The sequence below is a fragment of the Herbaspirillum robiniae genome, from assembly GCF_002213415.1.
GTDB lineage: Bacteria > Pseudomonadota > Gammaproteobacteria > Burkholderiales > Burkholderiaceae_D > Herbaspirillum > Herbaspirillum robiniae.
On sequence record NZ_NJGU01000004.1, the window covers coordinates 170,069 to 183,844 of the forward strand.

A 13,776-nucleotide genomic window follows, 5' to 3' on the forward strand; every position below is an offset into this window, starting at 1 on the left:
TCATGTTACAAAACAGCAATGCAAAGAACGTCGTCGTTATCGGTACCCAGTGGGGCGATGAAGGCAAGGGCAAGATCGTCGACTGGCTGACCGATCACGCGCAAGGCGTGGTGCGCTTCCAGGGCGGCCACAACGCCGGCCACACGCTGGTCATCGGCGGCAAGAAGACTGCGCTGCAGCTGATCCCCTCGGGCATCATGCGCGAAGGCGTGGCCTGCTACATCGGCAACGGCGTGGTGCTGTCGGTGCCCGACCTGCTGCGCGAGATCGACAAGCTGGAAGCGGCCGGCGTGGAAGTGTGCTCGCGCCTGAAGATCTCCGACGCCTGCCCGCTGATCCTGCCTTACCACGTCGCACTGGACGTGGCCCGTGAAGCCGCCCGCGGCGACGCCAAGATCGGCACCACAGGCAAGGGCATCGGTCCGGCCTACGAAGACAAGGTGGCGCGCCGCGCCATCCGCGTGGCCGACCTGCTGAATGAAAAGCGCTTCGCCGAGAAGCTGCTGGCCAACCTGGACTACCACAACTTCGTCCTGACCAACTATCTGAAGACCCAACCGGTCGACTACCAGAAGACCCTGGACGAAGCGCTGGCCAACGTGCCGCGCATCAAGCCCATGGTCACCGACGTCTCCAGCGACCTGTACGCCGTGCACAATGCCGGCGGCAAGATCCTGTTCGAAGGCGCGCAGGGCAGCCTGCTGGACGTCGACCACGGCACCTATCCGTTCGTCACCTCGAGCAACTGCGTGGCCGGTAACGCCGCCGCAGGCGCCGGCGTGGGCCCGGGCATGCTGCACTACATCATGGGCATCACCAAGGCCTACACCACCCGCGTCGGTTCCGGCCCGTTCCCGGCCGAACTGCCGACAGATGCAGGCGTGGGCAAGCACCTGGCCTCCGTCGGTCACGAATTCGGCACCGTCACCGGCCGTGCGCGCCGCTGCGGCTGGTTCGACGCCGCGCTGCTGAAGCGCTCGGTGCAGATCAATGGCGTCTCCGGCATGTGCCTGACCAAGCTGGACGTGCTGGACGGCATCGAGTCGCTCAAGCTGTGCACCGGCTACAAGCTCAACGGCAAGACCGTCGACATCTTCCCGGTCGGCGCCGAAGAAGCCGCCGCCTGCGAGCCGATCTACGAAGAAATGCCGGGCTGGTCCGAGACCACCGTCGGCGCCAAGTCGCTGGACGCGCTGCCGGCCAATGCACGCGCCTACATCAAGCGCATCGAAGAGCTGGTGGGCGTGCCCATCGACATGATCTCCACCGGTCCTGACCGCGAAGAGACCATCGTCCTGCGCCACCCGTTCAAGTAATCCACGTACCAAGCAACACGAGCAACACGAAGCAAGAAACACAACATGAAGATCTCCGATGACAAAGACCTGTGGGTCTCCTGGGAAGACTACAACCGCCTGATCGAACGTCTGGCGCTGAAGGTCTATGAATCCGGCTACCAGTTCGACCAGGTGCTGTGCCTGGCGCGCGGCGGCCTGCGTCCGGGCGACGTGATGTCGCGCATTTTCGACGTCCCGCTGGCGATCCTGTCGACCAGCTCCTATCGCGAAGCCGCCGGCACCATCCGCAGCTCGCTGGACATCGCCAAGTACATCACCATCACCAAGGGCACCCTGGGTGGCCGCATCCTGCTGGTGGACGACCTGGTCGATTCCGGCGTGACGCTGCAGAAGGTGATGGTGCACTTGAAGGAGCATTACCCGGCCGTCACCGAGATCAAGAGCGCCGTCGTGTGGTGGAAGGCTTGCTCGATCGTGGAGCCGGATTATCACGTCGACTACCTGGCGACCAACCCGTGGATCCACCAGCCGTTCGAAGACTACGACGGCCTGGGCCCGCACCAGTTGGCGGCATGGATCAAGAAGGGCGGCGGCGCCTGAGCGGTTTCCGGCGTTTTCGCTTTCCTGCGTTCCAATGAAAAAGAGCTTGCTGCGGCAAGCTCTTTTTTTTGTGTCGGCGCGCCGGCCCAAGGCGCAGGACTCAGGACCAGGGAATCACCTTGCGTTCCCTGAACTCGTCGAACAGGCGATAGAACATCTGTTCCGTCTCCACGTACTCATGAAAGCCGTAGCGCCGCGCCTTGGAGCCGTCGCCGAACATGTCGTAGTCCCAGGAGAACACGAAGTCGGCGAAGCCCCAGGACGACAGCGATTCATAGGAATGCGCTTCCAGCCCGTGCGCCTCGGCGATGCGTTGCCACAGCGGCGCCTTGTCGCTCATCACGTCGGCCAGCGCCAGCGGCAACGGCGGGCCGACCTCCATGCCGAAGTACTGCGCGATCCTGGGCCACATCTCGCTCCAGCGGAAGATGTCGCCGTTGCCGATGTTGAACGCCTGGCCGGCGCCGTTTTCGCTGGTGGCGGCCCAGACCGTGGCGCGGGCCAGCAGGCCGGCGTCGGTCATCTCCACCAGCTTGTCGTAGGCGCCCGGCTTGCCCGGAAAGCGCAGCGGCAGGCCCAGCGTCTTGGAAATCGTCGCGTACACGGCGATAGCCAGCGCCAGGTTCATCGGATTGCCCAACGCCGCCCCGCCGACCACCGCCGGGCGGATCGCCGACCAGCTCCAGCGCTCGCCGGATTCGGCCTGGCGCTGTTCCAGCCAGCGCTGCTGGTCGAACATGAACTCCGGCGGCATGAACTGGGCATCGGTTTCGCGCGCCGGCGTCTTGAACGGGCCGAGATGGCCGCCGTAGACCTTGTAGCCCTGCATCAGGCTGACGTGTCGCAGCCCGGGGGCGATGGCGTCGACGGCTTCCACCGTATTGCGCAGCATCGCCAGGTTGGGCGCGACCAGTTCGCTCCAGCTGGGGCGATGCTGGTAGGCCGCGTAGAAGAGGTGGGTAACATGCTCCAGCGGCGCCAGCTTCTTGCGGGTATCGGCGGCGTCCAGCAGGTCGACCGCGACATGGCGCAGCCGGCCGTCCCGGCTGTCCTGTCCGCCGCGGCGCGAGAGGCCGATGACCTTCCATTCGGGCCGGGTGGCAAGGTGGGCGATCAGCTGGCTGCCGATGACGCCGTTGGCGCCGACGACCAGGGCGGTCTGTGGGGTGAGGCTTGAAGTGGACATGCTTGTCTCCGGTTAGGTCCAGGATGTGCGGTCCCGGCGCGGAGCCGGGACCATCGCTTGCTGCAAAAGCCCGGTTCAGCAGGCTTCGACGCCTTGCGCGGCACGCGCGCCGGCGCTCTTGCCATCCATCTTCCAGCTCACCAGCGCCACCGCGATGCCGGCGATCGGCAGCAGGGCGGCCACATAGGGCACCGCGTGCAGGCCGGGGCCATGGTCGATGGTCAGGCCGCCCAGCCAGGCGCCGGCGGCGTTGCCCAGGTTGAAGGCGGCGATATTGGCCGAGGACGCCAGGTTGGGCGCGCCGGTGGCCTTTTCCAGCACGCGCATCTGCAGCGGCGGCACGGTGGCGAAGGCGGCCATGCCCATCAGGCCGACGCCGATGATGGAGGCGATCTTGTGTTCGTTGGTCAGGCCGAACAGCACCAGCACCGCGGCCAGCGCCACCATGCTGCCGATCAGCGTGGCCATGAGCTTCTTGTCGGCCAGCTTGCCGCCCAGCAGATTGCCGATCACCAGGCCCAGGCCGAACAGCAGCAGGATGGGCGAGACCGCGGCCGGCGGGAAGCCGCTGATGTCGGTCAGGATGGGGGCGATATAGGTGAAGGCCGCGAATACGCCGCCAAAGCCCAGCACCGTCATCGCCAGGCCCAGCATCACCTGCGGGCGGGCCAGCACGCGCAGCTCGCGGCCGAAGTCGGCTTCTTCGCCGCCCTGCGAGCGCGGCACCAGCAGGCCGGTTGCCGCCAGCGCGACCACGCCGATGGCGGTCACCGCCCAGAACGTGGCGCGCCAGCCGTACATCTGGCCCAGCCAGGTGCCGAAAGGCACGCCCAGCACGTTGGCCACCGTCAGGCCGGTAAACATCAGGGCGATGGCGGAGGCCTGCTTGTCCTTGGGCACCAGGCTGGTGGCGACCACCGAGCCGACGCCGAAGAACGCGCCGTGGGCGAAGGACGCGACCACCCGGCCGATCATCAGCGTGGCATAGCCCGGCGCCACCGCACAGGCGAGGTTGCCGATCACGAACACCACCATCAGCGCCATCAGCAAAGTCTTGCGCGGCAGGCGGCCGGTGGTGGCGGTGACCAGCGGCGCGCCGACGAACACGCCCAGCGCATAGCCGGTCACCAGCAGGCCGGCCGAAGAGAGGCTCACGCCCAGGTTGGCCGCCACTTCAGGCAGCAGCCCCATGATCACGAACTCGGTGGTTCCGATCGCGAATGCGCTGATGGTCAGCGCCCAGAGTGCAATTGGCATTTCTATCCTTCCCCGATGCCCGAGGCGGGCATGCGTCATAAAAAGTTGATGAACCGGCAAGCGTTCGAAAAAATCGCTCTGCCAGCGATGGGAAGGATTGTGCCTCGGGCTTTTGTTGAGAAAAATACCGTTAGAATCAAAGAATATTTGATCTGGAGTCAAAGATGACGATTCAATCGGAAGAACTGCGCACCTTCGTCGCGGTGGTGGAGGCCGGCACGCTGTCGGCCGCCGCCGAAGTGCTGGAGCAGACTACCTCGGGCGTGAGCCGCGCGCTGTCGCGGCTAGAGGAGAAGCTGGGCGCCAGCCTGCTGACCCGCACCACGCGGCGCATGGACCTGACCGAAGAAGGCCAGGCCTTTCTCGAGCAGGCGCGCAGCATCCTGGCGGCCATGGAGGCGGCCGAGGAAACCGTGCGCATGCGCACGCAAAAGCCGGTCGGCAAGCTGCGGGTGGACGCCGCCGTGCCGTTCATGATCCATTGCGTGGTGCCGCACGTGGGCGCCTTCCGCGAGGCCTATCCGGACATCGAGCTGGAGCTGACCACCAACGACCGCTTCATCGACCTGGTGGAGCAGCGTACCGACATCGCCATCCGCATCGGCGAGCTGCAGGATTCGACGCTGCACGCCAAGCCGCTCAGTTCGGCGCGCTTGAACATCATCGCCAGTCCCGGCTACGTCGCCCGCCATGGCGAGCCGACATCGGTGGAAGACCTGGAGCATCATCGCCTGATCGGTTTTTCCCAGCCCGAGTCGCTGAACCACTGGCCCTTGCTGCATGCCGGCGGCGACCGTTATCCGACCAGGCCCGCCATCCGCGCCTCCAGCGGCGAGACCATCCGCCAGCTGGCGCTGCACGGGCAGGGCATCGCCTGCCTGTCCAACTTCATGTCGGACGCCGACATCGCCACCGGGCGCCTGGTCAAGCTGCTCGAGCCGGCCTACAGCGGCTACCAGCAAAAGATCTCGGCGGTCTACTATCGCAACACCCAGCTGTCGAGGCGCATCAGCTGTTTCCTCGATTTCTTGCAATGCAAGCTGTAGTCGCGCAACGTTTTGCCGTAAATCAGGTCTGAGCGCCAGCGATGCCGCAAGGGGGAAAACCTGTGGCCGCCCATACAACAAGATCAGCAGGATATCTTCCGGAGAACAAGATGAATCAAACGGAGGCCGGCATGGCCGCAGGCTGGAGCGCGACGCGCCAACAATATCAATCCCCCCGGCTTGAATCCGGCATTGCCGCCAAGGCATGGCGCGTCGCCGGGCTGTGGCTGGCGGCCGTCATGGCGCTGCCGATGTCTACGGCGCAGGCGGCCAATGTCACCGTCACCGGCTTCTCGCCGCAGGGCGAGGTGGCGAAGATCCGGCAGGTGCGGGCGCGCTTTTCCGAATCCATGATCAAGTTCGGCGATCCCAAGGCGGCTTCGCCGTTCGATGTCGATTGCCCGGTGGCCGGCGTCTCGCGCTGGGCCGACGACAAGAACTGGATCTTTGACTTCGAACGCGACCTGCCACCCGGCACCAGCTGCAGCTTCAGCGTGCGCACCGGCGTGAAGTCCGTCGCCGGCAACGCCATGGGCGGCAAGGGCCGCTTCCAGTTCAGCACCGGCGGCCCGGCGGTGACGCGGGTGCAGCCCTATGCCGATTCGCGCATCGCCGAGGACCAGGCTTTCATCCTGTTCCAGAACGGCGCCGCGACCGAAGCCTCGGTGCGCGAGCATCTGTATTGCGAGGCCGAAGGCATCAACGAGCGCATTCCCGCCAAGGCCGTCGGCGACAGCGACCGCAAGGCCTTGCTGCAGGAATTCGCCAAGGGCGTGGATCCGGCCGCCGTGACCATCGTGCAATGCCAGCAACGCCTGCCCAACGACGCGCATGTGAAGCTGGTGTGGGACCGCGGCATCGCCGCCGCCAACGCGCCGGCCGTGCTCAGTTCACAGCCGCAGGTGTTCAAGTTCCAGGTGCGCAGCGAATTCGTCGCCGGCTTCTCCTGTCAGCGCGAGAACGCCAATGCCGCCTGCTCGCCGATCCTGCCGGTGACCCTGTCGTTCTCCTCGCCGGTGCCGCGCAAGCTGGCCGAGCAGGTGATGCTCAACGCCACCACCGGCAAGATCAAGCCGACGCTGGACAGCAACCAGAGCGAGTCGGTCAGCGACATCACGTTCAAGCCGCCTTTCCCCGAGAAATCCGAGTTCACCATCACGCTGCCCTCCGGCTTCAAGGATGAGGACGGCCGCACGCTGGGCAACGCCTCGTCGTTCCCGCTGAAATCCGCGCTGGCCGATTTCCCGCCGCTGGCCAAATTCCCGGCCGCGCCGTTCGGCATCATCGAGCTGAACGCCGACCCGACCCTGCCGGTCACGCTGCGCCGGGTCGAGGCCGGCCTGCAGGTGCGCGGCACGGACGGCCGCGCCATGCCGGGCAAGGTGGCCGACCTCAAGGTCGACGCCGGCCGGGGCGACCAGGGCGTCATCGCCTGGCTCACGCGCCTGAACAAGTATCACGAGAAATGGGGCGACCCGAAGAAGGTCGACTCGCGCAGCGTCAGCCTGCTGGCTAAAGAACCGGGCGCCAAGAAGCTCGATCTGCCGGCGCTGAAGGATGCGAAGGAGGGCGAATGGCCGTTCGAAGTGATCGGCATTCCGTTGAAAGACCCGGGCTTCTACGTGGTCGAGCTGGAGTCGCAGAAGCTGGGCGCGTCGCTGCTGGGCAAGCCGCAGCCGATGTACGTGCGCACCAGCGCGCTGGTGACCAACCTGGCGGTGCACGTGAAGCTGGGCCGCGCCAACGGCGCCGTGTGGGTCACCCGGCTGGACAACGCCAAACCGGTGGCCGAGGCCGAGGTGCGGGTTTCCAATTGCGACGGCACGCAGATCTGGCAGGGCAAGACCGACGCCCGCGGCGTGGCGGTGCTGCCGGCGCTGGAAGACGCCTGCGCCAATCGTCCTTACAGCCAGGACAACGCCGACAAGATCAACGGCCTCTTCGTCAGCGCCCGCAAGGCCGACGAGAAGGGGCGCGCCGACATGGCCTTCGCGCTGACCTCGTGGAACGACGGCATCGAATCCTGGCGCTTCAACGTGCCGACCGATACCGACCGCGCCGCCACCATGCGCGCCACGACCGTGTTCGACCGCACGCTGTTGCGCGCCGGCGAGACCGTCTCGATGAAGCATGTGATGCGCACCGAGACCATGCAGGGCTTCGGCCTGATGAAGAAGGAAGACCTGCCCACGCGCGTGCGCATCACGCACCAGGGCAGCGGCCAGGAGTATCAGTTTCCGCTGAACTGGCGCGGCGGCAAGAGCGCCGAGACCACGTTCAACCTGCCCAGGGAAGCCAAGCTCGGCAGCTATGAAGTGGTGCTCGACCAGGGCCGGGTGAACGCCAACAGCCAGGCTGCCGACAACAATGGCAACGACGAAGAGCGCGGCTGGTATGGCCGCGGCACGTATTACACCGGCAGCTTCCGGGTCGAGGAATTCCGCCTGCCGCTGATGCAGGGCCGCATCACGCCGCCCAAGGGGGCGCAGGTGGCGATCAAGGAACTGCCGCTGGACCTGCAGCTGAACTACATCAACGGCGGCGGCGCGGCCAACCAGCAGGTGCGCGTGTCCAGCCTGCTGCGTTCGCGCCCGGTCAACGTGCCCGGCTATGACGGCTTCTCGTTCAGCACGCCGCGCAGCGATGACGACAGCAATGCCGAGGATCAGAAGATCGTCGCCGACAAGCTGGCCGTCACGCTGGACAAGAACGGTGCCGGCAAGACCGTCATCGCCAAGCTGCCGCCGGCGCAGCGCGCGCAGGAGCTGCTGACCGAGATGACCTACAGCGACCCCAACGGCGAAGTGCAGACGGTCTCCACCGTCACGCCCTTGTGGCCGTCGGGCGTGGTGGTCGGCCTGCGCGCCGGCAACTGGATCTCGGTGAAGAAAAAGCTCACGCTCACCGCCGTCACGCTCGATACCGCGGGCAAGCCGCAGGCTGGCGTGCCGGTCGAGATCCGCGCCACCGCGCGCAAGACCAATTCGCACCGCAAGCGCATGGTCGGCGGCTTCTACGCCTATGAAAACGACCAGAGCACCCAGGACCTCGGCAAGCTGTGCTCGGGCAAGAGCGACGAGCACGGCATGTTCATGTGCGACACCGAGCTGTCCGAGGCGGGCAACGTGGAGCTCACCGCCAGCGCCAAGGACGCGCGCGGCAATGCGTCCTCGGCCTATTCCTCGGTGTGGGTGACGGGGCGCGACGAACTGTGGTTCGACGGCGAGAACCAGGACCGCATCGACATCCTGGCCGAAAAGAAGAACTACCAGCCCGGCGAGACGGCCAAGTTCCAGGTGCGCATGCCGTTCCGCTACGCCACCGCGCTGGTGGCGGTGGAGCGCGAAGGCGTGATCGATACGCAGGTGATGCAGCTGTCGGGACGCGATCCCACCATCAGCGTGCCGGTGAAGGCGGAGTACGGACCGAACGTCTATGTGTCGGTGCTGGCCGTGCGCGGTCGCATGCGCGAGGTGCCGTGGTATTCCTTCTTCGTCTGGGGCTGGAAGGAGCCGGTCAACTGGTGGCACGAGTTCCGCGAATACCAGGCGCCGGGCCCGATCGTCGATCTCTCCAAGCCGGCCTGGAAATACGGCATCGCCGAGATCAATGTCGGCGACGCCGGCCACAAGCTGCAGGTGGCCGTGACGGCCGACAAGTCCGCGTACCCGATCCGCGCCACCGCCAAGGTGCAGGTGCAGGTCAGGCTGCCTGACGGCAAGCCCGCCGCCGGCGGCGAGTTCGCGCTGGCGGCGGTGGACGAGGCGCTGCTGGAGCTGCAGCCCAACGGCAGCTGGGACGTGTTGCGCGCCATGCTGCAGCGGCGCAGCTACGGCGTCGAGACGTCGACGGCGCAGATGCAGGTGGTCGGCAAGCGCCACTACGGCAAGAAGGCCACGCCGGCCGGCGGCGGCGGCGGTCGCGCGCCCACGCGCGAGCTGTTCGACACGCTGCTGCTGTGGAAGCCCAGCGTGGTGCTCGACGCCGACGGCCGCGCCACGCTGGAGGTGCCGTTGAACGACGCGTTGACGTCGTTCCGCATCGTCGCCGTGGCCGAGAGCGGCGCCAACTACTTCGGCACCGGCAGCGTGAGCATCCGCTCGACGCAGGACGTGCAGCTGATCTCCGGCCTGCCGCCGCTGGTGCGCGAAGGCGACAGCTTCAATGCCGCGGTCACGGTGCGCAACACCACCACGCACGACATGAAGATCCGCGTGGCGGCGCGCGCGCAGGGCGGCACGCCGGCCGCACCGCTGAGTCTGCCGGAGCGCGACGTCACTGTCGCCGCGGGACAGTCGGCCGAAGTCGTCTGGCCGGTGCAGGCGCCGGAAGGCGTGACGCAGCTGGCCTGGGACATCAGCGCCCAGGAGCAGGGCGCCCAGGGCGCGAAGGACGCGATGAAATTCAGCCAGCGGGTGGCGCCCGCCGTACCGGTGACGGTGCAGCAGGCCACGCTGTTCCAGCTGGACAAGAGCGCCTCGCTGCCGGTCTCCCAGCCGCCGGGCAACCTGCCGGGACGCGGCGGCCTGGCCGTGGCCTTGAAGCCCAGCCTGGCCGGCGGCAGCGAGGCGCTGACGCGCTACTTCGCCGACTATCCCTTCTCCTGCCTGGAGCAGAAAACCTCGAAGTCCATCGGCCTGCGCGATGAAGCGGCGTGGCAGAAGGTCGCGGCGGAGTTGCCGACCTATCTCGACGGCGACGGCCTGGCGTATTACTTCCCGCCGGCCGACAGCGGCGCGCGGCGCGGCAGCGACACGCTGACGGCCTACCTGCTGGCGGCCACCAGCGAAGCCGGCTATGCGATTCCCCAGGCCAGCCGCGACAAGATGCTGGACGGCCTGGCCGGTTTCGTCGAAGGCCGCATCACCCGCGACTTCTGGTCGCCGCAGAGGGATCTCGACGTGCGCAAGCTGGCCGCGCTGGAAGCGCTGTCGCGCTACGGCCGCGTGCAGCCGTCCATGCTCGGGTCGCTGCAGGTCAATCCCAACCAGTGGCCGACCTCGGGCCTGCTGGACTGGATCGCCGTCCTGCAGCGCGTGACGGCCATTCCGGAGCGCCAGAAGAAGCTGGACGAGGCCGACCAGATCCTGCGCGCCCGCCTGAACTTCCAGGGCACGCGCATGGGCTTCTCCAACGAGGAGGGCGACTACTGGTGGTGGCTGATGAGCAGCGGCGACGCCAACGCCAATCGCCTGATCCTGCTGCAGCTGAACAACCCGGCCTGGCGCGACGACATGCCGCACCTGGTGGCCGGCGCCATCAGCCGCCAGCAGCGCGGCCATTGGGGCACCACCACGGCCAACGTCTGGGGCAGCCTGGCGCTGGAGAAATTCGCGCGCAAGTTCGAGTCCGAGCCGGTGACCGGCAGCACGCGCGCAACGGTGGAGCAGGGCGGCGCCACCGTCGGCAGCCAGAGCCTGGCGTGGAGCGGCGCGGCCGGCGGCGGCAAGCTGCAGCTGCCGTGGCCCAAGGCTGACGGCGCCGCCGCCACGATGCGCTTTGCGCAAGAGGGCAGCGGCAAGCCCTGGGTGACGCTGCAAAGCCTGGCTGCGGTGCCGCTGAAGCAAGCGTTCTCCAGCGGTTATCGCATCACGCGCAAGATCGAGGCGGTCGAGCAGAAGCAGGCCGGCGTCTACACGCGCGGCGATGTGTTGCGCATCACGCTGGACATCGACGCCCAGACCGACATGACCTGGGTGGTGGTCAGCGATCCGGTGCCGGGCGGCGCCACCTTGCTGGGTTCCGGCCTGGGCCGCGATTCCGTGATCGCCCAGGGCAACCAGGACAGGTCGCGCGACCGAGACCGCGGCCTGGGCTGGCTGGCCTACGAGGAGCGCAGCTTCGAGGCCTATCGCGCCTACTACGAGTCCATGCCCAAGGGCCGCACCAGCATCAGCTACACGGTGCGCCTGAACAACGTCGGCGAGTTCAACCTGCCGCCGACGCGGGTGGAGGCGATGTATGCGCCGGAGATGTTCGGCGAGATCCCCAACGCCAGGCTCGTCGTCAAGGCGGCGCAGTAAGTGATGCGGAGCGATCGATGAACGCAGGCATGAAGTCCCCGGGCAGGCTGGCCGCCGCGTTGCGGGCGCTGGCCCTGGGCGCCGCGCTGCTGTTGCCCGCGGCGGCCGGCGCGGTGCCCTCGTTCGCCGAGGTGCAGCGCGATTTCCTGCCGTCGGAGGCCAGCCTCTATGACCGTTACGGCGAGCTGCTGCAGCGCATGCGCCTGAACATGGACGAGCGCAAGCTGTCCTGGGTCAAGCTGGAGGACGTGTCGCCGGCGTTGCGCAGCGCGCTGGTGGCGTCCGAGGACCGGCGTTTCTACCAGCACAGCGGCGTGGACTGGAACGCGGTGGCGGCTTCCGCCTGGGGCAACCTGTGGCATACGCGCACGCGCGGCGCGTCCACCATCACCATGCAGCTGGCCGGCCTGATCTATGACGACCTGCGTCGCAAGTCCGGCGCACGCTCCTTCACGCAGAAAGTGTCGCAGGCCTTCATCGCCCAGGCGCTGGAGCGCTCCTGGCGCAAGGACCAGATCCTCGAGGCCTATCTCAACATGGTGGCTTTCCGCGGCGAACTGGTCGGTGTGCACGCGTTGTCGCGCGTGATGTTCGGCAAGCATCCCAGCGGCCTGAACCAGGGCGAAGCGGCGATCGCCGTGGCGCTGATCCGCGCGCCCAACGCCGCGCCGCGCCGCGTGGCCGAGCGCGCCTGCGCGATCCTGAAGGAAGAGGGCGTGCCGCAGCAGTGCAACGGAATGGACGGCGCGACGGAACTGGCGCTGGCGCGCGCGGCCGCCCGCCGCGACCTGCCGGGCGCCAGCGATGCGCCGCAGCTGGCGCCGCACCTGGCGCGCAAGCTGCTCAGCCGCCCCGGCCAGCAATTGCGCTCCACCCTGGACGCCCCGCTGCAGCGCTTCGCGGCGCAGACGCTGCGCCACCAGCTGGCCGGCCTGGCGGAGCGCAATATCGAGGACGGCGCGGTGATCGTGATCGACAACGCCAGCGGCGACGTGCTGGCCTGGGTCGGCTCCAGCGGCAGCCTGTCGGCCGCCGCCAATGTCGACGGCGTGGTGGCGCAGCGCCAGGCCGGCTCCACGCTCAAGCCCTTTCTCTACGAACTGGCGATCGAGAAGAAATGGCTGACCGCCGCGTCACTGCTGGACGACTCGCCGGTCAACCTGGCCACCTCGGCCGGACTCTACATTCCGCAGAACTACGACAAGCAGTTCAAGGGCCTGGTGAGCCTGCGCACCGCGCTGGGTTCCTCGCTCAACATCCCGGCGGTACGCACGCTGGTGATGGTGTCGCCGGAGCGCTTTTTCCAGCGCCTGCAGGCGCTGGGAATGAACCTGCGCGAGAGCGGCGACTATTACGGCTACAGCCTGGCCCTGGGCAGCGCCGACGTCACGCTGGCCAATCTGGCCAACGCCTACCGCGCGCTGGCCAACCAGGGACGTTATTCGCCGCTGCGCACGCGCTTCGATGAGGCCGGCGCGCCGCCCCGCTTCAGCCGGGCGATGGATCCGGATGCGTCCTTCATCATCGGCGACATTCTCTCCGACCGCAGCGCACGCGCGCGCACCTTCGGCCTCGAGAACGCCTTGTCCACCCGCATGTGGACGGCGGTGAAGACGGGCACTTCCAAGGACATGCGCGACAACTGGTGCGTCGGCTATTCGGCGCGCTACACGGTCGGCGTGTGGGTCGGCAATGCGTCGGGCGCGCCGATGTGGGACGTCTCCGGCGTCACCGGCGCCGCGCCCGTGTGGCAGGAGCTGATGCAGTACCTGCATGCGCGACGGCCGGACGCCGCGCCGCAAAAGCCGGCCGCCGTCGAGGCGCGCGCGATCCGCTACGAAGACGAGGTCGAAGCGGCGCGCACAGAATACTTCCTGCCCGGCACCGCGCAACCGGAGATCCGCATCGTGCGCGCACGCGAGATTCGTCCGTCGATTTCCTATCCGACGGCAGGCATGCTGACCGCGCTCGACCCGGACATTCCTCCGGCGCGCCAGCGCATCCGTTTTCGCGCGCAGGGCGTGTCAGCCGGAAGCCGCTGGGTACTGGACGGAAAAGCGATGCCGGACGCCATTCTGAAAGGGGGCCAGCCCCGGATGCAGCGCATCGCCGCGAACGCCAGCGACGACCTGGCCTACGACTGGATGCCGTGGCCGGGCAGGCATGTGCTGGTGTTGCAGGATGCGGCGGGGCAGGAGCTGGACCGCGTGCGGTTCGAAGTGCGCGGCGCGGTGGAACGGCCGCGCGCGGATGCGAAGAAGAAATGAGGTCGTGAGCGCATTGCTTGCGCGAAGCCGAATCCCCAAAACCGGATCTGCAAAAAGAAAAAAGCCGGCAGTGCATCTTGCGCTGCCGGCTTTCATTTT

At 67.3% G+C, this 13,776-nt stretch carries 7 protein-coding genes; 5 read left to right on the plus strand and 2 right to left on the minus strand.

Annotated features, from left to right (window positions below):
• The first annotated feature begins 2 nt into the window (after window positions 1-2).
• Both CEJ42_RS07520 and CEJ42_RS07525 read left to right on the plus strand, forming a co-directional pair.
• On the plus strand, window positions 3-1,316 hold the full coding sequence (locus CEJ42_RS07520; protein WP_079214509.1) for an adenylosuccinate synthase: 1,314 nt from the start codon (window positions 3-5) through the stop codon (window positions 1,314-1,316).
• Window positions 1,317-1,361: 45 nt separating this feature from the next.
• The gene (locus CEJ42_RS07525) at window positions 1,362-1,898 is read left to right on the plus strand and encodes a phosphoribosyltransferase (protein ID WP_079214510.1); all 537 of its coding nucleotides are present in this window, start codon (window positions 1,362-1,364) and stop codon (window positions 1,896-1,898) included.
• 100 nt (window positions 1,899-1,998) lie between these two features.
• Here CEJ42_RS07525 and CEJ42_RS07530 read toward each other — a convergent pair whose 3' ends face one another.
• Together CEJ42_RS07530 and CEJ42_RS07535 are read right to left on the minus strand one after the other, a co-directional pair.
• Window positions 1,999-3,084: an SDR family oxidoreductase gene (locus CEJ42_RS07530; RefSeq protein WP_088750512.1), complete on the minus strand. Its 1,086-nt coding sequence runs from the start codon at window positions 3,082-3,084 to the stop codon at window positions 1,999-2,001.
• A gap of 75 nt (window positions 3,085-3,159) precedes the next feature.
• Complete coding sequence (locus tag CEJ42_RS07535) at window positions 3,160-4,341, minus strand: MFS transporter (RefSeq protein WP_079214512.1); 1,182 nt, start codon at window positions 4,339-4,341, stop codon at window positions 3,160-3,162.
• Window positions 4,342-4,505: 164 nt separating this feature from the next.
• Between CEJ42_RS07535 and CEJ42_RS07540 the strand changes: the two genes are divergently transcribed.
• The 3 genes from CEJ42_RS07540 to pbpC all read left to right on the plus strand — a co-directional run bounded on the left by CEJ42_RS07540 (window position 4,506) and on the right by pbpC (window position 13,677).
• Window positions 4,506-5,387 (plus strand): LysR family transcriptional regulator, encoded by an 882-nt coding sequence (locus tag CEJ42_RS07540; RefSeq protein WP_079214513.1) that lies wholly within the window; start codon window positions 4,506-4,508, stop codon window positions 5,385-5,387.
• Window positions 5,388-5,626: 239 nt separating this feature from the next.
• A complete protein-coding gene (locus CEJ42_RS07545; RefSeq protein ID WP_243397830.1) occupies window positions 5,627-11,410 on the plus strand; it encodes an Ig-like domain-containing alpha-2-macroglobulin family protein in 5,784 nt (1,927 codons plus the stop codon).
• A 17-nt stretch (window positions 11,411-11,427) separates the two neighbouring features.
• Window positions 11,428-13,677, plus strand: coding sequence for a penicillin-binding protein 1C (pbpC, locus tag CEJ42_RS07550; RefSeq protein ID WP_088750514.1), 2,250 nt, complete (start codon window positions 11,428-11,430; stop codon window positions 13,675-13,677).
• Window positions 13,678-13,776: the final 99 nt, after the last annotated feature.

Excerpts from the sequence above, each read along its gene's own strand:
- CEJ42_RS07545 (WP_243397830.1), top strand. The coding sequence starts at position 5,627 with ATGGCGCTGCCGATGTCTACGGCGCAGGCGGCCAATGTCACCGTCACC.
- CEJ42_RS07525 (WP_079214510.1), top strand. The coding sequence starts at position 1,362 with ATGAAGATCTCCGATGACAAAGACCTGTGGGTCTCCTGGGAAGACTAC.
- CEJ42_RS07535 (WP_079214512.1), bottom strand. The coding sequence starts at position 4,341 with ATGCCAATTGCACTCTGGGCGCTGACCATCAGCGCATTCGCGATCGGA.
- CEJ42_RS07520 (WP_079214509.1), top strand. The coding sequence starts at position 3 with ATGTTACAAAACAGCAATGCAAAGAACGTCGTCGTTATCGGTACCCAG.
- pbpC (WP_088750514.1), top strand. The coding sequence starts at position 11,428 with ATGAACGCAGGCATGAAGTCCCCGGGCAGGCTGGCCGCCGCGTTGCGG.
- CEJ42_RS07530 (WP_088750512.1), bottom strand. The coding sequence starts at position 3,084 with ATGTCCACTTCAAGCCTCACCCCACAGACCGCCCTGGTCGTCGGCGCC.
- CEJ42_RS07540 (WP_079214513.1), top strand. The coding sequence starts at position 4,506 with ATGACGATTCAATCGGAAGAACTGCGCACCTTCGTCGCGGTGGTGGAG.